The sequence below is a fragment of the Streptomyces sp. HM190 genome (assembly GCF_009857135.1).
Taxonomy (GTDB): domain Bacteria; phylum Actinomycetota; class Actinomycetes; order Streptomycetales; family Streptomycetaceae; genus Streptomyces; species Streptomyces heilongjiangensis.
The window spans coordinates 1,008,618-1,026,567 of the sequence record NZ_CP047318.1; the positions used below are offsets into that span (position 1 = coordinate 1,008,618).

The 17,950-nt window shown below is 71.8% G+C and carries 19 protein-coding genes and 1 pseudogene; 10 read left to right on the top strand and 10 right to left on the bottom strand.

Going from position 1 to position 17,950, the window contains the following annotated elements:
- Nucleotides 1–7 precede the first annotated feature (7 nt).
- From GSY65_RS03765 to GSY65_RS03785, 5 genes are all read left to right on the top strand, one after another.
- Complete coding sequence (locus tag GSY65_RS03765; RefSeq protein ID WP_159765940.1) at nucleotides 8–979, top strand: fumarylacetoacetate hydrolase family protein; 972 nt, start codon at nucleotides 8–10, stop codon at nucleotides 977–979.
- Nucleotides 976–1,728 (top strand): SDR family oxidoreductase, encoded by a 753-nt coding sequence (locus tag GSY65_RS03770; protein ID WP_159765941.1) that lies wholly within the window; start codon nucleotides 976–978, stop codon nucleotides 1,726–1,728. The genes GSY65_RS03765 and GSY65_RS03770 overlap by 4 nt, the downstream gene beginning before the upstream one ends.
- Before the next feature lie 94 nt (nucleotides 1,729–1,822).
- Nucleotides 1,823–2,578 carry a CoA transferase subunit A gene (locus GSY65_RS03775; RefSeq protein ID WP_159765942.1) on the top strand — a complete coding sequence of 252 codons (756 nt, stop codon included), beginning with the start codon at nucleotides 1,823–1,825 and terminating at the stop codon, nucleotides 2,576–2,578.
- Nucleotides 2,578–3,228, top strand: a complete 651-nt coding sequence (locus GSY65_RS03780) for a CoA transferase subunit B (protein ID WP_159765943.1) — start codon at nucleotides 2,578–2,580, stop codon at nucleotides 3,226–3,228. The genes GSY65_RS03775 and GSY65_RS03780 overlap by 1 nt, the downstream gene beginning before the upstream one ends.
- 380 nt (nucleotides 3,229–3,608) lie before the next feature.
- Nucleotides 3,609–4,442, top strand: coding sequence for a PIG-L family deacetylase (locus tag GSY65_RS03785; protein WP_159765944.1), 834 nt, complete (start codon nucleotides 3,609–3,611; stop codon nucleotides 4,440–4,442).
- Between the two features lie 78 nt (nucleotides 4,443–4,520).
- Here GSY65_RS03785 and GSY65_RS03790 read toward each other — a convergent pair whose 3' ends face one another.
- A complete protein-coding gene (locus GSY65_RS03790) occupies nucleotides 4,521–5,090 on the bottom strand; it encodes a TetR/AcrR family transcriptional regulator (RefSeq protein WP_159765945.1) in 570 nt (189 codons plus the stop codon).
- A gap of 168 nt (nucleotides 5,091–5,258) precedes the next feature.
- Here GSY65_RS03790 and GSY65_RS03795 point away from each other — a divergent pair, with 168 nt between their 5' ends.
- Complete coding sequence (locus GSY65_RS03795) at nucleotides 5,259–5,960, top strand: SDR family oxidoreductase (protein WP_159765946.1); 702 nt, start codon at nucleotides 5,259–5,261, stop codon at nucleotides 5,958–5,960.
- 63 nt (nucleotides 5,961–6,023) lie between these two features.
- Nucleotides 6,024–6,266, top strand: a pseudogene (locus tag GSY65_RS03800) (alpha/beta fold hydrolase); the annotation flags it as partial.
- A gap of 138 nt (nucleotides 6,267–6,404) precedes the next feature.
- Here GSY65_RS03800 and GSY65_RS03805 read toward each other — a convergent pair.
- Nucleotides 6,405–8,144, bottom strand: coding sequence for a VanW family protein (locus tag GSY65_RS03805; RefSeq protein ID WP_159765947.1), 1,740 nt, complete (start codon nucleotides 8,142–8,144; stop codon nucleotides 6,405–6,407).
- A 273-nt stretch (nucleotides 8,145–8,417) separates the two neighbouring features.
- Here GSY65_RS03805 and GSY65_RS03810 point away from each other — a divergent pair, with 273 nt between their 5' ends.
- Nucleotides 8,418–8,894 (top strand): hypothetical protein, encoded by a 477-nt coding sequence (locus GSY65_RS03810; RefSeq protein WP_159765948.1) that lies wholly within the window; start codon nucleotides 8,418–8,420, stop codon nucleotides 8,892–8,894.
- Nucleotides 8,895–9,156: 262 nt separating this feature from the next.
- Here GSY65_RS03810 and GSY65_RS03815 read toward each other — a convergent pair whose 3' ends face one another.
- A complete protein-coding gene (locus tag GSY65_RS03815) occupies nucleotides 9,157–10,050 on the bottom strand; it encodes a hypothetical protein (RefSeq protein ID WP_159765949.1) in 894 nt (297 codons plus the stop codon).
- A gap of 279 nt (nucleotides 10,051–10,329) precedes the next feature.
- Here GSY65_RS03815 and GSY65_RS03820 point away from each other — a divergent pair, with 279 nt between their 5' ends.
- Complete coding sequence (locus GSY65_RS03820; RefSeq protein ID WP_159765950.1) at nucleotides 10,330–11,040, top strand: hypothetical protein; 711 nt, start codon at nucleotides 10,330–10,332, stop codon at nucleotides 11,038–11,040.
- 19 nt (nucleotides 11,041–11,059) lie between these two features.
- Here GSY65_RS03820 and GSY65_RS03825 read toward each other — a convergent pair whose 3' ends face one another.
- The 6 genes from GSY65_RS03825 to GSY65_RS03850 all read right to left on the bottom strand — a co-directional run bounded on the left by GSY65_RS03825 (nucleotide 11,060) and on the right by GSY65_RS03850 (nucleotide 16,264).
- Nucleotides 11,060–11,782, bottom strand: a complete 723-nt coding sequence (locus tag GSY65_RS03825; protein WP_159765951.1) for a hotdog fold domain-containing protein — start codon at nucleotides 11,780–11,782, stop codon at nucleotides 11,060–11,062.
- Between the two features lie 79 nt (nucleotides 11,783–11,861).
- Nucleotides 11,862–12,233 carry an ArsR/SmtB family transcription factor gene (locus GSY65_RS03830; RefSeq protein WP_159765952.1) on the bottom strand — a complete coding sequence of 124 codons (372 nt, stop codon included), beginning with the start codon at nucleotides 12,231–12,233 and terminating at the stop codon, nucleotides 11,862–11,864.
- A gap of 225 nt (nucleotides 12,234–12,458) precedes the next feature.
- Nucleotides 12,459–12,833, bottom strand: coding sequence for a hypothetical protein (locus GSY65_RS03835; RefSeq protein WP_159765953.1), 375 nt, complete (start codon nucleotides 12,831–12,833; stop codon nucleotides 12,459–12,461).
- Nucleotides 12,834–13,338: 505 nt separating this feature from the next.
- A complete protein-coding gene (locus GSY65_RS03840) occupies nucleotides 13,339–14,181 on the bottom strand; it encodes an RNA polymerase sigma factor SigF (RefSeq protein WP_159765954.1) in 843 nt (280 codons plus the stop codon).
- 271 nt (nucleotides 14,182–14,452) lie between these two features.
- Nucleotides 14,453–15,688, bottom strand: coding sequence for a PP2C family protein-serine/threonine phosphatase (locus GSY65_RS03845; protein WP_159765955.1), 1,236 nt, complete (start codon nucleotides 15,686–15,688; stop codon nucleotides 14,453–14,455).
- A gap of 129 nt (nucleotides 15,689–15,817) precedes the next feature.
- On the bottom strand, nucleotides 15,818–16,264 hold the full coding sequence (locus tag GSY65_RS03850; protein ID WP_159765956.1) for an ATP-binding protein: 447 nt from the start codon (nucleotides 16,262–16,264) through the stop codon (nucleotides 15,818–15,820).
- Nucleotides 16,265–16,476: 212 nt separating this feature from the next.
- Here GSY65_RS03850 and GSY65_RS03855 point away from each other — a divergent pair, with 212 nt between their 5' ends.
- The gene (locus GSY65_RS03855) at nucleotides 16,477–16,839 is read left to right on the top strand and encodes an STAS domain-containing protein (RefSeq protein WP_159765957.1); all 363 of its coding nucleotides are present in this window, start codon (nucleotides 16,477–16,479) and stop codon (nucleotides 16,837–16,839) included.
- Between the two features lie 108 nt (nucleotides 16,840–16,947).
- Here GSY65_RS03855 and GSY65_RS03860 read toward each other — a convergent pair whose 3' ends face one another.
- On the bottom strand, nucleotides 16,948–17,841 hold the full coding sequence (locus GSY65_RS03860) for a Vgb family protein (RefSeq protein WP_159765958.1): 894 nt from the start codon (nucleotides 17,839–17,841) through the stop codon (nucleotides 16,948–16,950).
- Between the last annotated feature and the right edge of the window lie 109 nt (nucleotides 17,842–17,950).

Below are 17,950 nucleotides of genomic sequence, written 5' to 3' on the forward strand. Positions count from 1 at the left end.
CCGCACCATGAGATTCGCCGCCTACGAGCACCGTCACCGCCGCCACGTGGCCGTCGTGGAGGACGACGGCACCCTGCTGCCGCTGCCCGGCGTCACCTCGCTCACCGACCTGCTGAGGGAGTCCGGCGGGCTGCCCGGCCTCCTCGCGGCGGGCGCGGCAGCGCTCGACGTACCACCCGGCCCGCACGTGTCGCAGGTCCGGCTGCTCCCCCCGCTCCAGCCCGCCTCCATCCGTGACTTCGTCACCTTCGAGGAACACGTCGAGGGCGTGCGACGCTCGGTGAGCGGGGCGGTCGGCGTGCCGGAGCAGTGGTACGCCGCACCGACCTTCTACTTCACCAACCCGCACGCCGTCTACGGCCCGCACGACGGCATCCCCGTCCCGCCCGGCTCCGAGGTCCTGGACTTCGAGCTGGAGGTCGGCGCCGTCATCGGCCGCGAGGGCCGTGACCTCACCCCCGAGCAGGCCCGCGACCACATCGTCGGCTACACGGTCTTCAACGACTGGTCGGCCAGGGACCTCCAGTCCGCGGAGATGCGGGTCGGCCTCGGCCCGTGCAAGGGCAAGGACACCGCGACGACCCTCGGCCCGCACCTGGTCACCGCCGACGAGCTGGAGCCGTACCGGGACGCCGACGGCTTCCTGCGCCTCGCCCTGACCGCCGAGGTCAACGGCGAGACGGTCGGCACGGACCTGCTGTCCCACATGAGCTGGACCTTCGAGGAGATGGCGGCCTACGCCTCCCGCGGCACCCGGGTCGTCCCGGGGGACGTGCTCGGTTCGGGCACGTGCGGAAACGGCGGCTGCCTCGCCGAACTCTGGGGCCGGCGCGGCGAGCAGACCCCGCCGCCGCTGAAGCCCGGCGACACCGTCTCCCTCACCGTCGAAGGCATCGGCACGCTCACCAACACCGTCGTCCCGGGGGCCGACCCCGTGCCGCTGCCCACCGGGCGGCGCCGCGGCCGGGAGCGGCGGTGACCGATCTGCGCGCCACCAGGCTGCTCGGCAAGGTCGTCGTCGTCACCGGCGCGGCCCGCGGCCAGGGCGCCGCGGCGGCGGAAGCCCTCGGCCGCGAGGGTGCCCGCGTCGTCGCGACCGACGTCACCCCCGCCGAGGGCTGCCGCCGCCTCGACGTGAGCAGCGAGCGGGACTGGGCCGGCCTGGCCGCCGAGCTGAAGGAGTCGTACGGGCAGGTGCACGGCCTGGTCAACAACGCGGGGATCACCTGGCGCGCCCGCGTCGGCGAGGTCCGCCCCGAGGACTTCGCCCGGGTGCACGCGGTCAACGTGACCGGCCCGCTGCTCGGCATCCAGCACCTGGCGCCGCTGATGCCGCCCGGCTCCTCGATCGTCAACGTCGGCTCCTCGGCCGCCCTCACCGCGCACTACCCGGTCGCGTACACCACCAGCAAGTGGGCGCTGCGCGGCCTGTCGAGGACGGCGGCACTGGAACTCGGCCCGCGCGGCATCCGCGTCAACACGATCCACCCCGGCTACATCGAGACCGGGATGACCGCCTCCGCCGCGCCCGCCTTCCGCGAGGCAAACGTGCGCGAGACGCCGCTCGGCCGCACCGGCACCCCCGACGAGGTCGCCCCGCTGGTGGTGTTCCTGCTGTCGGAGGAGTCGTCGTTCATCACCGGCGCCGAGATCCCCGTCGACGGGGGACTCACCGCGCACGGTGGGGTGAAGTCGGTCTCCGACGCGCTGCGTGAGAGCGCCTCGTGAAGCGGTCGGAGGGCGAGGCCGCGCCGGTCTCCGGCGCGCCGCACCCCACCCCCTGACGCCCTGCGCACACATCCACTGAAAGGAACCCCCGCACGTGAACAAGGTCCGCGGCAGTGCCGCCGAGGCCGTCGCCGACATCCCCGACGGCGCGTCACTGGCCGTCGGCGGCTTCGGCCTGAGCGGCGTGCCGGACGTCCTCATCCGCGCCCTGTACGAGCAGGGCGCGCGGGACCTGAAGGTCGTCTCCAACAACTGCGGCGTGGACGGCCGCGGCCTGGGCGTCCTGCTCGCCGCCGGCCGCATCGCCCGCGTCACCGGCTCCTACGTCGGCGAGAACAAGGAGTTCGCCCGCCAGTACCTGGCCGGGGAACTGGAGGTGGAACTGGTCCCGCAGGGCACCCTCGCCGAACGGCTGCGGGCGGGCGGCGCCGGCATCCCCGCCTTCTACACGCCGGCCGGGGTCGGCACCCAGGTGGCGCGGGGCGGCCTGCCCTGGCGCTACGCCCAGGACGGCGTCGTCGCCCTCGCCTCCCCGCCCAAGGAGACCCGTGTGTTCCACGGCCGCCCCCACGTCCTGGAACACGGCATCACCACCGACTTCGGCCTCGTCCGCGCCTGGCGCGGTGACCGGCACGGCAACCTCGTCTTCCGCAGGGCCGCCGCCAACTTCAACCCGCTCGCCGCGATGGCGGGCAGGGTGACGGTCGCCGAGGTCGAGGAACTCGTCGAGCCGGGCGAACTCGCCCCCGACGCCGTGCACCTGCCCGGCATCTACGTCCAGCGGGTCGTGGCGCTCAGCGCCGACGAAGCCGCCGACAAGCGGATAGAGAAGAGGACGGTGCGTTCCTGATGGCCTGGACCCGCGACCAGATGGCCGCCCGCGCCGCCGCCGAACTCACCGACGGCTCCTACGTCAACCTCGGCATCGGCCTGCCCACCCTCATCCCCGGTCACCTCCCGCCCGGCGTGCAGGTCGTCCTGCACTCCGAGAACGGCATTCTCGGCACGGGCCCGTATCCGCTGGAGGGCGAGGTCGATCCCGACCTGATCAACGCCGGGAAGGAGACGGTCACGGTGCTGCCGGGCGCCTCCTTCTTCGACTCCGCGTTGTCCTTCGGCATGATCCGCGGCGGCCACATCGACACCGCCGTCCTCGGCGCCATGCAGGTGTCCGCCCGGGGTGACCTCGCCAACTGGATGATCCCCGGGAAGATGGTCAAGGGCATGGGCGGCGCCATGGACCTCGTCCACGGCGCCCGTCGCGTCATCGTCCTGATGGAACACGCCGCCAAGGACGGCAGCCCCAAGATCCTCGACGAGTGCGTTCTCCCCCTCACCGGCGAGCGGTGCGTCCACCGGGTCATCACCGACCTCGGCGTCCTCGACGTCACCGAGGACGGTCTCGCCCTCGTCGAGACGGCTCCCGGCGTCACCGTCGAGGACGTCGTCTCCCGCACCGGCACCGCCCTGCGGGTGGACAGCGTCCTTGCCGCACGCTGACCGGCGGCCGGCCGGGTCGCACCGCCGTGGCCCGGCCCGCACACCGACCACACCGCGCCCGGGCTTGCCGCGGCGAGGAACGCGACGATCGCGTGCGGGGTGTCGGGCAGGTGGCCCACCAGGCGGTCGCGGTCGCCCGTGCCGACGCCCAGGTCGCGCAGGATCGCCGCGACCGAGGGCGCCCTGGGCACGCCGGTGGTCACGTGGGCGCGCCGGGAACATCCGGCCCGGTCGCCACAGTTGGTCGACTCAGGGGCCGGCACCGCGCGGGCGGAGCCACGGACACCGCGAGGTCGTTCGCCGCACCGGGATCCGGGCCCCGTGATCGCGGTACACCGCCGCATGTGGACCAGGACATATGTCCGTAGGAGGACTGATTCGTGGCTGAACGGCCCCTGACGCTCATGGCAGTGCACGCCCACCCGGACGACGAGGCCACGGGAACCGGAGGGGTCCTCGCACGGTACGCGGCGGAAGGGATCCGCACGGTCCTCGTGACCTGTACCGACGGCGGCTGCGGTGACGGACCGGGAGGCGTCAAGCCGGGCGGCCCCGGACACGATCCGGTGGCGGTCGCCGCGATCCGCCGCCGGGAACTCGAGGCGAGCTGCGAGGTCCTGAAGATCAGCGATCTGGAGATGCTGGGCTACGCCGACTCCGGGATGGCGGGCTGGCCGAGCAACGACGCCCCCGATTCCTTCTGGCAGACCCCCGTGGAGAAGGGCGCGGCCCGACTCGCGGAACTCATGCGGCACTACCGGCCCGACGTGGTCGTCACCTATGACGAGAACGGCTTCTACGGGCACCCCGACCACATCCAGGCCCACCGGATCACGATGGCGGCGCTGGAGATGACCGAGCTGACACCCAAGGTGTACTGGACGACGATGCCCCGCTCGACGACACGGCGGTTCGGCGAGCTGATGCGCGAGTTCCGGCCGGACATGCCGGAGCCGGATCCCGCCGAGGCGGCCGTACCGGCCGAGATCGGCCTTCCTGACGACGAGATCACCACGTGGGTGGACACCACCGCGTTCAGTGGTCAGAAGTTCGACGCGCTGGCCGCACACGCCAGCCAGGGCGAGAACATCTTCTTCCTCGGCATGGGCAAGGAGAGGTTCAGCGAGTTGATGGGCATGGAGACGTTCACACGTGTCCAGGACCCCACCGGCGCGGCTCTCCCCGAGAACGATCTCTTCGCCGGTCTGCGCTGATCCACCCGACCACCCGGCCACCCCGCCCCCCCGGCCGGGTGGCGGGCGGCGGGCGGCGGCGCTGCGGAGAACCCTCTGTCAGCGCACGCCCGCCGCGTCGAGCAGGGTGATCACCGTGGGCGCGAGGAGCCCCCTCAGCTGGTCCGCGCCGATACCGGCGCGGGCGCTGCCGCCGTCGAAGACCAGACTGAGCTGCCGGGCCAGCAGACCCGGATCGCTCGCCCCGCCCCGCTCCGCCTCGACGTGGAAGAAGGCGGTGAGGTTGTCCTTGACCTGACGGGCGACCCGGCTCGCGGGGTGGCTCTGGTCCTTCAGTTCGATCTGCGCGGCCAGGAAAGGGCAACCGTAGAACTCGGGCGCGGCCGACTGCGTTTCCACCTGTTCGAAGACGTGCAGAATCCGCTCCCGCGGTGAACGGTCGTCGTCCGCCGCGGGCAGGAGTGCCCCCGCATAGGCGGACGTGCGCCGCTCCAGACTCGCCGCGAGCAGCTCGTCCTTGCTCTCGAACAGCTGGTACATGGAGCGTTTCGACACGCCCGCGGCCTTGCACAGCGCCTCGACGCCGATGCCGACACCGTCGCGGTAGGCGAGGGTGGCCGCCGCCTCCAGCAACCGCTCCCTGGGGCTCTGCTTCGGTTCCGTGGTCATGGCACGAGGTTAACTCAGCGGAACACAACCGAAAACCGATCGGTTTCCTCAACTCTCGCCAAGATCCCCCCAAACCCCTCCCCCGCCCCTCCGGCGACCTTGCGCGAGAAAACCGATCGGTTTACTGTCATGGAAACCGATCGGTTTCCAGTCTCTGTGGAGGTAGTCATGACCGCTCTGAAGGGCGCCACCGTCTTCGTCACCGGCGGCAGCCGCGGCATCGGCAAGGCTCTGGTGGAGGAGTTGTACGTGCGCGGCGCCGGCAAGGTCTACGCCACGGCCCGCGACGCGCGGACCGTGACGCACCCCGACGCGGTCCCTGTGGCACTGGAGGTCACCGACCCGGCCTCCGTGGCGGCGGCCGCCGCGCTGGCGGACGACGTCACCGTGCTGGTCAACAACGCCGGTGGCGTGGTCGGGGCGTCCTTCCTCGACTCCCCCGTGGACGACGTGCGCCGGGAGTTCGAGACCAACTTCTACGGCCCGCTGCTGCTCTCCCGTGCCTTCGTGCCGGTCATCGGGCGCAACGGCGGCGGCCACATCCTCAACGTGCACTCCGTCCTGTCGTGGCTGGCCCTCGGCGGCTCGTACAGCGCCTCCAAGGCCGCCCTGTGGTCACAGACCAACTCCCTGCGCCTGGAGCTGCTGCCCCGCGGTATCGCCGTCACCGGTCTGCACGTCGGATACGTCGACACGGATCTGGCGGCGGGCGTCGACGCCCCCAAGTCCGACCCTCGCGACGTCGCCGCGCTCGCCCTCGACGGCGTCGAGTCGGGCGCGTACGAGGTGCTCGCCGACGACCTCACCCGCCAGGTCAAGGCGGGCCTGGCCGGCGACCTGGCCGGGCTGTACGCCGAGCTGGCCGCGTAAGCCCCGCAGCGCACACCGCTGTCGGCGCGAGGCCCAGCCAACAGCCACGTCCCACGATCCGCGCTCCGGGAACCACCAGCCATCGGGGAGTCCATGGGGGCGGTGCTCGCGCTGACCGCCGCGGCCGACCTGCCGGAGCGGGTCCGGCGCGTCGCGGCCGTCACCGCGCACGACTTCCGCTGCGGGATCGCCCGCTCCAGTCTCCTCGCCCGCGAGGTGGTCGGCGGCGCCCTCCTGCCCGGAGCGGGCCGGGTGACCTACGGCGTCGAACCCAGGACCGCGCTCGGACCCGGCACACCCGGCGGACCCGGCGGACCCGGTGGCGTGACCGCCACTGCACACCCTGCCACCCCCTGAGGAGCGCTGCCGACAGGGCGCTGCGGTCAGGCTGTTCGGCTGCGCCACGGGCTCGACTCCGTCCCGGTCGCCCGGCGCCGGCGGGCGCTACCGGATGCCGGGGGTGCCGCTGTCCGAGGGCTGGAGGGCTTCGCAGACGATCTCGTCACGGGGGGTGTAGTGCGTGTGGAACGGCTCCCGCCGCACGACCCGGCCGCCGTCGTGGAAGACGCGCTCGACGGTGACGTCGAAGCCTTCGAGCGGGGTCTGCGGCACGCACTTCTCGTCGGTGCTCACCTTCCGCTCCGGCGGCTGCACATGGGTACGGGGGCCCGTCACCGACTCGATCTCGTCGTACTTCTTCGTGCCGAGGAAGGTGATCGTCACGGAGGTGTCCGTGGCCTCGGCCTGGATGTACAGGGCGTGGCCGGAGTCGTTGGCGAAACGGAGGTCGAGGCTGCCCCAGGCGACCGTCGCCTCACGGCCCTCGGGGTACCGCTCGATGTAGAAGGAGTGGGCGCCGTGCTCCACCGGCTCGACCCCGGCGAAGAACATCGCGTTGAACATCGTCGTGGCCACGGCCGAGACACCGCCCCCGGGCGCCTCGGTGAACTTGTCGTCGAGGATCATGATGCCGTCGACGAAGCCGTTGGCCGGGGTGCGCTCCCCGACGGTGCGGTTGAAACTCCAGGTCTCGCCCGGCTGCACGACGGAACCGTTGATGAGTTGCGCGGCCCGCCCGATGTTCCTCGTGCGGTACGCGGCCGGTTCGAAGTTGACGGTGAAGGAGGACATCTTCTCCGTCAGCCCGAGCCGCGCCGCGTTCTCGCGGGTGACCTCCGGCTCGATCCGCCGCACGGCCACGTCCCCGCTGCGGGCAGCGCCCGTCCTGGTGAGCAGCGGCAGCACGGCGTCGGTCAGCGCCCGGTCGGTGACCCGGGTGCCGGGCCGGGCGTCCTCGGCCACCACGACCCGGTCGCCGTCCAGCCGCAGCCGGGCGTTCTGTGGGGTGGTGGTGAGGCCGGCCAGGGGGCGGGCCACGGCGGGAGCGGTACGCAGCCCCTTGCCGTCCAGTTCCGGGACGAGTCTGCCGGAGGCGTCCGGCCGCATCGTCAGGTGCTCGCCCACGACGGCGGGGCTGATGGTGAACCGCCGGCCGCCCGCGGTGAGGGTGACCGGCGCGGACATCGCGGGCCGGGCGAAGTCGCGCACCGCGCGCCGTACCTCCGCCGCCGCCACCTTCGGCTCGGTGTCGCGTGTGGGCAGCGCCGTGGCCGTGTCAGCCGGACCGTGCAGGAAGGCGGTGCGCAGGGTGTCGACCGCGGCGTCCACGTCCAGGGCGTGGCCCCGGCGCGGGGTGACCTGCTCGACGTGGCCGTTCTCGAAGGTCACCGCTCCGTCGCGGACCCTCTGGTCGAGGTCCCGCGCCAGCTTCCCGAGGGCGGTGCGGGCCTTGCGCTCGTCGAGGCGAACGACCGGTTCGATGTCGCCCCCCGAGCGGAAGAACGAGCCGACCAGACTGACCGGATCGGAGGCCGTGCGCACCGCCCGGTCGACGGTCCGCTCGGTGTCGAAGGCGAGTCCCGCCCGGCGGGGGTCGACGGTCGCACTGCGGTCGCCGACCTTCACTGTCAGCTTCCTCGCTCCGGCCGCCGCCAGCCGATCGTCCAGTTTGCGGACGGCTTCCGCGTGGCTGAGGCCCCCGATGTCCACCCCGCGAACCGTCGTCCCCGCTTCGATGTCACCGCCCGCGACGAGCAGTCCGGCCAGATACAGACCGCCGAGGCCCACGGTCAGCGCACCGCCGGTCAGGGCGAGGGGCGGCATGGAGGCTATTCGAAGGCGCATGGGTCTCCCGGACCGGGATCGGTGGGCGATGCGTCCGGTCACGCAGCGCCATGGACAGGGCTGAGCACCCCAAGCTACTCATAGCGGAGCAAGGCCCCGTATGTCGCAGATCACTCCGGACATGGATCACATCGGACAATTCGAAGCCCGAACAGGTTTCTTGACAGCGGGCTCGACCTCTGTGCGGGGGCGCTGGTCCTAGTACCTTCTCCCGAGACGTGTTGCGCCGGGAGACCGATGCCCGTCGCCCGACGCACCCCTATGGTCGAACGCATGAGTGACGCATCGCACAGGACCTCCTACGACGCCGCGCTGGACGCCGTGCGGAGCTACACGTACTGCGACGCCGTCGCGGTGCGCGAGGCCCTGGCCGGTCTGGACGCGCGGGACTGGACGGAGGTGTACGCCGTCCTGAGCGGGCTGCTGCGCTCGACCATCACCATCATGGAGCTGACCGGCCGGCACTGGAATCTCGACGACCTCGTCCGGCTCTCCGACGAGGTGTCCGCCGCGGCGCCGCCCCACTACGAGTTCGCCATGGCCCAGGCGACGCGGGCCTGGGCGCACGGGGACCCGTCGATGATGCGGGCGTCCTCGGGCCGGGACGTCCAGGGGGCGGTCCACATGACGGCCATCGGCATCGCCGTGCTGGGCCTGGCCCTGTGGGGCAGGAGCGGGCTCCTCGGCGTCCTGGAGGAGTTCCGCGCGACCGCCGACGCACTCGTGTACGACGACCCCACCGACATCTGACGGACGACCCGTCAGGCGATGACCACAGTCAACTTGGTTACGCGCGAGCATTCTTGATGTCCTGTCACAGGAGTCGTCGACAGCACTCGGGCCGAAGTGCCGTCGCTGCGGACTCCTTTGCCAGTGGTGTGTCGGTGGGTGGGACACTGCGCGTCGCGGGATCGGCGGAGCTTCCGGGGGCGCGATGGGCCCGGCGGTGACTGCCGCGGCCATGCCAGTGGGGATCCGGGGTGTCCGAGGGAATGCCGTGCGCCCCGGAGATCTACCGGACATCGACGAGAACGCCCGGTGAGAGCGTGGCGGAGAACAGGCCGGTGCCCCGGTATCTGAGCCACCACGAGCCGTCGAGCGTGACCGGTAGGGACGTGCCGGTGATCCCGGAGGCACCGGTGGTCAGTGACCGTACGGACTCCACCGTCCGGCAGGGGACGGCGCAGGATTCGAGGGTGACGGGCTGACCGGAGCGGCCGGCATAGGCGTCGGTCTCCCAGTCCGCCACGGTGAGCCGGCCCAGCATCCCGACATCGCGCCCCGCGGCCCCGGGGTTGGGCGAGGCGACGAAGGTCAGTCGTGCCCTGCGCTGCATCATGAACGCGTCGGGGAACGACCGGGTGGTGATGCTGTGGTCGGGATCCTCGTCGATGGTGCTGCTCGCCACCAGGGCCCACACACGCCAGTCGCCCGCCCAGTCGTTGGTCACCTCCGCGCTGCCGGTGTCGACGCGGAACCACTCGGTGCACACCGCGGTGGTCGCGCTGGTGGGCGCGCATCCCGGCGCGGGCTCCGAGAGGCCGTCCAGGCGCTGCCCGTCCGGACCGAACAGGCTGATCTCGACGCCGCGGCGGTGGATGCCGACGTCCGCTCGCGCGGTGACCGTGGCGTGGAAGGTCAGCGACTGGCCGGGTCCCAGCACGAGAGGGCGTCCGCCGTTGACGGTGACACCGAGGATCTCGGGCGGCGTCAGGGCGTGGCCGTCGGCCCGGGCCGACGGCACCGGGGCGCACACCAGCAGCAGGGCGCCGCACAGGCCGGCGAGGGCCGCCCTCCGGGCGGGCACCGCTGCGGCCTCGGCCCTGATGCGGGCTGCGGCCCCGGCGGCGGGTCCGGCTGTGACCCTGGCGGTCGCTCGGGCTCTGGCTCTGGCTGTAGTGCGCATGGGTGCCTCCCCCGTGACTCGTCGTCAGGGGGGAGAGGGTAGGGAGCGGCCGTGGCACCCGGTACCGTCCGCGACCGCTCCGGTACACGGTCATGACATTCGTGACGGGGACGGCGATACGCGCACCGGCCGGGCGGGACAGCACGCGTTACGGAACAGGGACAACCCGCCGCAACCGTGTACGACCCGTCCGCGTCTCCGACCGTGCCCAGCGGAAGGGCCGGGCCATGGCGCGACGGGGAGTGACGAATGAACCGATCCAGGGGTTGTGGAAGACGGGTGTCCCGGGTGGCAGCGGCGGGGCTGGTCGCGGGGCTGGTGGTGGCCTGCGGACCGAAGGACCAGGCTGCGGGTGAGGTGGACGGCAGCGGGAAGACGGGCACGGCGTCGAAGTCCGCGACTCCCACGCCGGCGAGGACGCCCGGCAGTCCGAAGAAGACACCGGGCACCCCCACCAAGGCCCCCTCGGCCACGCCGTCCTCGAAGCCGAGCGGTGGGGGCGGCGGTGGCGCCAAGGCCCTGACCTGCGCGCAGTTGCAGAACGCGTCCCTGGACGGCGGAGGGCTGGAGGGGTACGGCATCGCGGGAGCCTCCCTCAGCGGGGGCCGCTGGGAAGGACCGGACGGTGTGGTGATCGAGCTGCAACCGCAGTGCGCCGTCGGTGACATCACCGGGGACGGCGCGGCCGACGCCGTGGGCGCCCTGAAGATCTCGACCGGGGGGACGGGCAGGTTCTACACGCTGGTCACCTGGCGCAACGACGGCGGCACCCCCGTCCCCGCGGCCACCGCCGAACTCGGCGACCGCACACCCGTCGTCTCCGTCGACTTCCCGTCCGCCGGGCCGCCGCGCCAGGTGACCGTGGTCTACCGGACGCGCGGCGACGACGATCCGGCGGCCGTCGTCACCCTCACCCGCACCGCGGTGTACGAGGTCAGCGGCGCCTCCATGGTGGAACTGCACCACAGCGACGCCCCGTACACCCCGTGACGCCAGGCGGGTGCACGGTTCAGGGGGCGGGCCGGGGGTCGATCCACAGCGACTCGGACGCGGCGCACAGCTCGCCCTCGGGTGTGGTGAGCGCGACGCCCATCGTGTGCTTGCGCCCGGACTCCGCGAGGAGCCACGCGTACAGGAGGTAGGGCTCGCCCGCGGCGACCGGCCGCAGGACCGTGCCGGTGAGGGAGGCGGTGACCGCGCCGGGGCGCTGGGTGCCGAGGAAGCGGCCCGCCCAGTGTCCGGGGCAGTCCAGGGCTCCCCAGACCAGGCGGGCCGGCAGCAGGCCGTCCGGGCCGGCGAAGACCCGCGACGGGGTCCAGGCGGAGGCCACGACGTCCTTGCCCGGCACCGGTCCGCAGTACACGCGCAGTCCGCGGTCAGCGGTGCGCAGGCCGCAGCCGAAGCAGTCGACGACGCCGGGGGGCGGTGCCGTGCGGAACCTCTCCGCCGCGGCGGCCGCCTCGTCCCAGGAGGGTGGGGCCGGCACGTCGAGCGGCAGGTCGGCGGGGCGGGCGGCGGCGAGGGGCCGGGCGGCCTCACCCAACTCGGCTCCCCCGTCGGGCGTTTCGGCGATCGGTACGGGAACCCCGACCGGTACCGGCCCGCGGAAGTCCACCCGCAGCGCCTTCGCCGCGGACCGCTCCGCCAGGGTGCCGGCGACATAGCCGCCGAAGGCCACTCCGGGGTAGCCGACGTACAGCTCCGGCACCACGATCGTGTCAGTCGTCGTCATGATCCCCACTTCACCACACCGCGGGGCCGCGCTCGGCAGCGCGGCTGGACCGGATGTCCTACGGTCGGGCCCCGGCGGGTCAGGGGCGCCGGTCGGCGCCGCCCGGGGTGAGGGCCGGCTGAAACTCCGCCTGCTGGAGCTCCGCGAGCAACTCGCTCTGTCCGGCCAGTAATTCGGTGAGGATGCGGCGGGCCGCGCGCAGCAGGTCGGCCACGTCGCCGCCGGCGAGCGCGTAGCTCACCGTGGAGCCCTCCCGGATGGAGACGACGATCCCCGAACGGCGCAGGACGCCCAGCTGCTGGGACAGGCTGGACGGTTCGATCTCGATCTCACTGAGCAGGTCGCGCACGGCGAGGGGACCGCTCTGCAGCAGTTCCAGAACCCGGATGCGCACCGGATGCCCGAGCATGCGGAAGAACTCGGCCTTGGCCTGGTAGAGGGGGACCTGCATGAGAATCGCTCGCTCCCTGCCGTGTTCGACGGGCTTTCTCCGGGCTTTCTCTCGGCACGGCGGCCCAGATGCCGGCGCAGACGGTTCGGCCGGGGCCGACGCCGCGTACTGCGCCCATCCTCGCTGATCCGGCCCCGCACCCCCATGGCATTGACCTCATCTGGATATTCCCAGTTGAAGAAGTCTTCAAGTCATGGGCGTGCGAGGGCACGCATCACGGCATGGCTACACGTGGAGGTCCGCTCCGACGCGCTTGAGCTGGTGGCGGGCCATGGCGAGGTTGGACTTGCCCCGGTCGAGCACGAGGTAGAGGAACAGGCCGTTGCCGCTGCGGCCCTTGAGCGGCTGGATGATGTGGTACTGACTGCCGAGCGTGATCAGCATGTCCTCGATCTCGCCCGTGAGGCCCAGGTGCTCCATGGTGCGGGTCTTGGCGCGGATCACGTCCGTGTTGCCCGCCGCCGCGACCGTCAGGTCGAGGTCCTTGCCACCCCCGAGCGTGCCCAGCGCCATCCCGCTCGTGTAGTCGACAAGCGCCGTCCCTAAGGCACCTTCGATCGACGTCATGATCTCCTTCAGCGAGATCTCGACATTGCTCATCCCGGCATCTCCTCCAAGTCATGGCGCGGGAGGGGCATCGCCCTCTCCGCCGGTGCTGGTGCCGCGACGGGCAACGCCTGCCCCGTCGCGACGCCCGGCACGCACTCTCGCCGCACCGGGCACAAGCCCGAGTACATCCAGTACGAGGACGTGCGCCCGGCCCGTCGAGAGCACGCACCAAACGCCGCTCCTCGACGGGCAAACGTTGCCTGCCGCGGCACTAGGGACCCTACGAAGTGCCCGCGACGGACTGCGCTGTTGTTCGGTTGTCGTTCGATACTGACCATGCGAGGCGTGAATTGCCGCATGACGTACCGCTTCTGACCGGTCGTGCATCGCGAAAGTCCGGCACCCCGTTCCCGGCACCCCGCGCGACGGCGTCGCGGTGCGCCTGGCCACATGGGCTGCCGTGGCACACGCCGAGGGGGCGGCCGCGTCGGTGCGGCCGCCCCCGGGCGTCGGGCTCAGCGTCAGGCGTCAGGCGTCAGGCGTCAGGCACACGGGATCAGGCGCCGGTGAGCATGCCCTCGCGCAGGCGGGTCAGGAGGCGGGAGATGAGACGGGAGACCTGCATCTGGGAGATGCCGAGGCGTTCGCCGATCTCGGCCTGGGTGAGTTCCTCCACGAACCGCCAGTGAATGATCTTGCGGTGGCGCTCGTCGAGTTCGGCGATCATCGGGGCGAGAGCGTGGAAGTCCTCGATCAGACCGAACGCGGCGTCCTCGTCCCCGATGAAGTCGGCCAGCGCGGACTCGCCGTCCTCGCTGTTGGTGATCGCCGCGTCCAGGGAGGCCGACTTGTAGCCGTTGGAGGCCAGCTGGGCCTCCACGACCTCGTCCTCCGGCAGGCTCATCAGCTCGGAGAGCTCCTTCGTCGTCGGGGTCCGGCCGAGGCGGCTCTGGAGCTCCTCGTTGGCGCGGGCGAGCTGCGCACGGGCCTCCTGGAGCCTGCGGGGCACGTGGACGGCCCAGGATGTGTCACGGAAGAACCGCTTGATCTCACCGACGATGTAGGGGACGGCGAAGGAGGTGAACTCCACCTCGCGGGACAGCTCGAACCGGTCGATCGCCTTGATCAGTCCGATCATGCCGACCTGGACGATGTCCTCCATCTCCTCCGGACCGCGGCTGCGGAAGCGTCCGGCCGCGTAGCGGACGAGGGACATGTTCATCTCGATCAGCGTGTTCCGGGCGTACTGGTACTCGGGGGTGCCCTCCTCCAGCACCTCCAGCTGGTCGAAGAAGAGCTTCGACAGCTCTCGTGCGTCCTTCGGCGCGACCTTGGAAGGGTCCGCGATCTCCGGAACGCCCGCCGTCCGTCCAGTGGTCTGTACGGCCGTCGCCATCATCCGCCCCTCCCAGTCGATCCGCCTCGTGCTCGCCGGTGCTCTGGTCCGGCAAGCACGCGCCTACCCCGGCCCACGATCCGCATTCCCCCGTCCTCAGGATTTTTTTCGACGCGGTTCGGACCGGGCCGTCCGCGGGCGGCGGGCGCTCCGGGTCGGACGGTGAACCGGTCCGGGTCCGCGGCCCGCCACCCGGCCGCCCACGAGGCGGGCGGCTCGGCGAGCGGCTGTCCCGGCGCGAGCCACTCGTACGGCCCGACGATTCCGAGACGTGTCACGCCTGCCGCGTTGCCCGGTCCGCACCGGCCATGCGTGCGGCCGGGCGGGAAGCGGTCGACCCGGCCGGCGGGCGGCGGCGGTTGCCGTGCCAGTCGAGCACCAGGACAGTGGCGTCGTCCGCGAGGTCGCCCCGGCAGGCGTCGAGGACCGCGCCGGTCAGCCGGCGCACGACCTCTCTGGGATGCAGGGCGCGGGTCTCGTGCAGGAGCGCGACCAGGTCGACGGCCGCGGCGCCGCGGTCCTGCATGCCGTCGGTGAGCAGGATCAGGCGGTCCTTCGGGCGCAGGCGCAGCTCCTGGGCGCGGTAGGGGATGGGCGCGGCGACACCGAACGGCAGGTTGACGGCGAGGGGGACCTCCTCGACGGTGCCGTCACGCAGCCGCAGGGGCCAGGGGTGGCCCGCGTTGACCAGTCCGCAGACGCCCGTGTCGAGGTCGACGCCGAGCAACTGGCCGGTGGCGAGGCCGCAGTTGTGGCGCACCAGTGCCCGGTGGGCCTGTTCGGCCTGTTCGACGGTGTCGCAGCCGCCGCGGCGCGCCCGCCTCAGCGCGCCGATCAGCAGGGTGGCCAGCAGGGCGGAGTCCGTGTCGTGGCCCATGGCGTCGGTGATGGAGACGTGCAGGGTGTCGCGGTCGAGGGTGTAGTCGTAGGTGTCGCCGCCGATGTCGTCGGCGGGGACGAGTCCGGCGGCGAGGGTGAACTGGTCGGCCTCGCAGCAGGGCGCCGAGGGAAGCAGTTGGTGCTGGATCTCGGCGGCGAGGCTGGTCTCGGTGGTGCGCCGGCCCAGGTGGTACAGGTCCGTGAAGCGGCGGTCCGTGACGATGATGTAGGCGAGCGCGTGGGCCGCGTCGCGGACCTGCCGCAGCGCGGTGTCGTCGGCGGACTGGAGGGTCACCTCCAGCAGGCCGATGCAGTCGCCGCGGTTGCTGACCGGCGTGACGACACGCAGCCCGTCCTGCCCCTGGGGCTCCACGTGTTGGCGCTGGCCGCGGAGCACGCCGTCGTAGAGGCTGCCGTGCAGGGCGATCGGCTCGGTGCGGTCCGTGGTGTCACCGCCGGGCGCGGCGAGGCGCACCAGCCGCTGACCGATGAGGTCGGCGAACAGGAAGGAGACACGCTCCGCACCGAACCGCTTCTGCAGATCGCGTGCCACCACGTCGACGGACTCACCGGGCGGGGCCGCCTCCGCCGCGGCCAGCAACTCGCCCAGTTCCAGGTCTCCACGCTCCACGACAACCTCCTGTCGGTTGCCGCAACTTTTTCCCCGAGTTTCCGTGACATCACCCGATGTGGGAGACGGCACCCGGTCCACGCACCCGACGCGTCACCGGTTGTCGCGTTCCCTTCCGCCGATCCTCGTCTACGGGGCGGGACGGCCGGCGACGTCCGGGCCGGGATCGTCGGGCAGGGCGATGCGGACGGTGATGCGCTTGCCGACCGGTTCGCGTCGCGCCTCGAAGCCGTGCGCGACGGCCATGACGATCTCCAGGCCGTGCTGTCCCACCCGGCCCGGGTCGGCGGCCCGCGCCACCGGGAACACGGGATCGCTGTCCCACACGGCGACCTCGACCATCGCGCCGGTGACCCGCAGCTCCATCAGCACCGGGCCGGGGGCGTACTTGCGTGCGTTGGTGACGAGTTCACTGACCACCAGCTGGGTCAGTTCCATCGCGCGGGCGGACACCGGCACACCGTGCTCGACCTGGACACGGGTGAGGAAGTCGATGGCGCTGTGCCGCGCCTGCGCGATGCAGGACCCGTCGCCGTCCAGCGCGACGGTGTCCTGGATCGGAGCGGCCTCGGGCATCACACCGCCCTCGCCACAAGGAACTGATTCCGCCGGGTCCACTTTGATCCCCCGTTCACCTGCCTGCGCGTACCCCGCACCATGCCTCACATGCTCCCTGCGATCGACTCAGGCATTGAGCACCTGTTCGCCGTACCATCGTGGCAGGGTGTCGGAGTACATCCTGTCGGAACCCGAGCGGCCACCAGCCGGAGCAGTCGAGGACACGAGCGGTGACAGACACCCAGGGAGCAGCCCGCCCGGAGCGGCTGTCGATCGGTCTCACCTCCGTCGACGGGGTCCGGGTGGTGACCCTGCGCGGTGAGATCGACCACACGGTCAGGGAACGGTTCAGCGCAGCCCTGCTGCCCGGCGAGGACACGGGCCCGCGGATCGTGGTCGATCTCGGCGAGGTGACCTTCATGGACTCCAGCGGCGTCAACGTCCTGGTCGCCGCCCACCACCAGGTGAGGGACGCACAGGGCTGGCTGCGCATCGCCGGCGCCCGGGACCCGGTGCGGCGGCTGCTGCGTCTGGTCGCCCTGGACCAGGTCATCTCCTGCCACCCCAGCGTCGAGGAGGCCCTCGCCGCCTGAGCCGCGGGCCGGCGACGGGACCGGGGACGGGGACGGGAGCCGGGCCGCGCGGGCAGATGACCACCGAGCGCGCGCAACTCCCGTGTGGGGCAGTTCACCGTCCCGGGTTCACGGTTCCACCCGCGCGACTCCTCCCGTTTCCAGGGCCACCCACAGTGCGCCGTCGGGCCCCAGGGTGATCCCGTGCGGCTCGGAGGACGGTGACGGCAGGCTGTACTCGGCTATCTCGCCGCCATCGGTGATGTGGCCGACGCGGTTGGCTCCCCATTCGGTGAACCAGCATTCCCCGGCGGAGGTCGCGACAATGGCGTGGGGTTTGGCCGTGCGGTCGGGAAGCGGAAATTCCTCGATCCCGCCGTCCACCGAGATCCTGCCGATCTGGCCCGCCGCGATCTCGACGAACCACAAGGCGGTGCCGTCGCTGGTGATGCCCACGGGTGCTGCGCCGGCGGTGGGGAGTGGGTGCATCACGATGTCTCCGTGCACGGTGATGCGGCCGACCGCGTTCGCCTGGTTGAGGGTGAACCACAGGGCCCCGTCAGGGCCTGCGGTGATTGCCGAGGGAAGGGCACCGGCATGGGGAAGCACGAACTCGGTGATCTCTCCCGTGCCGGTGATACGGCCGATACGGTCCGTGTTCATCTGTGTGAACCACATCGCGCCGTCCGGACCGGCGGTGATACCGAAGGGTCCGCTGCCGGGTGTCGGTACGGGAAAGGACTCCGTTTCACCGTCGGCGGTGACCCGGCCGATCCGGTGGTCCTGGAACCGTGTGAACCACAGTGCTCCATCGGGCCCAGGGGTGATGACCGTAGGGCAGCACTCGGACGAGTCCAGGACGTATTCGCTGAGTTCGCCGTCGAGGGTGAGACGCGCGATGCGGCCACTGTGCGCGAGGGTGAGCCACAGGGCCCCGTCAGGTCCGGCCGCGATGCCGTAGGGCCCGGCCCCCTTGTCCGCGACGGGGATCTCCGTAATGGCCTGGGCATCGGAATAACGCACGACAACTCCTTGTAGGGGTGGGATCGATCAACGTTCCTGACCAGTGCCGCAGCTCGGTCGCGCACATGGTCGAGCACCACGCCGTCCACGGCGCAGAGAGCGGCCGTTC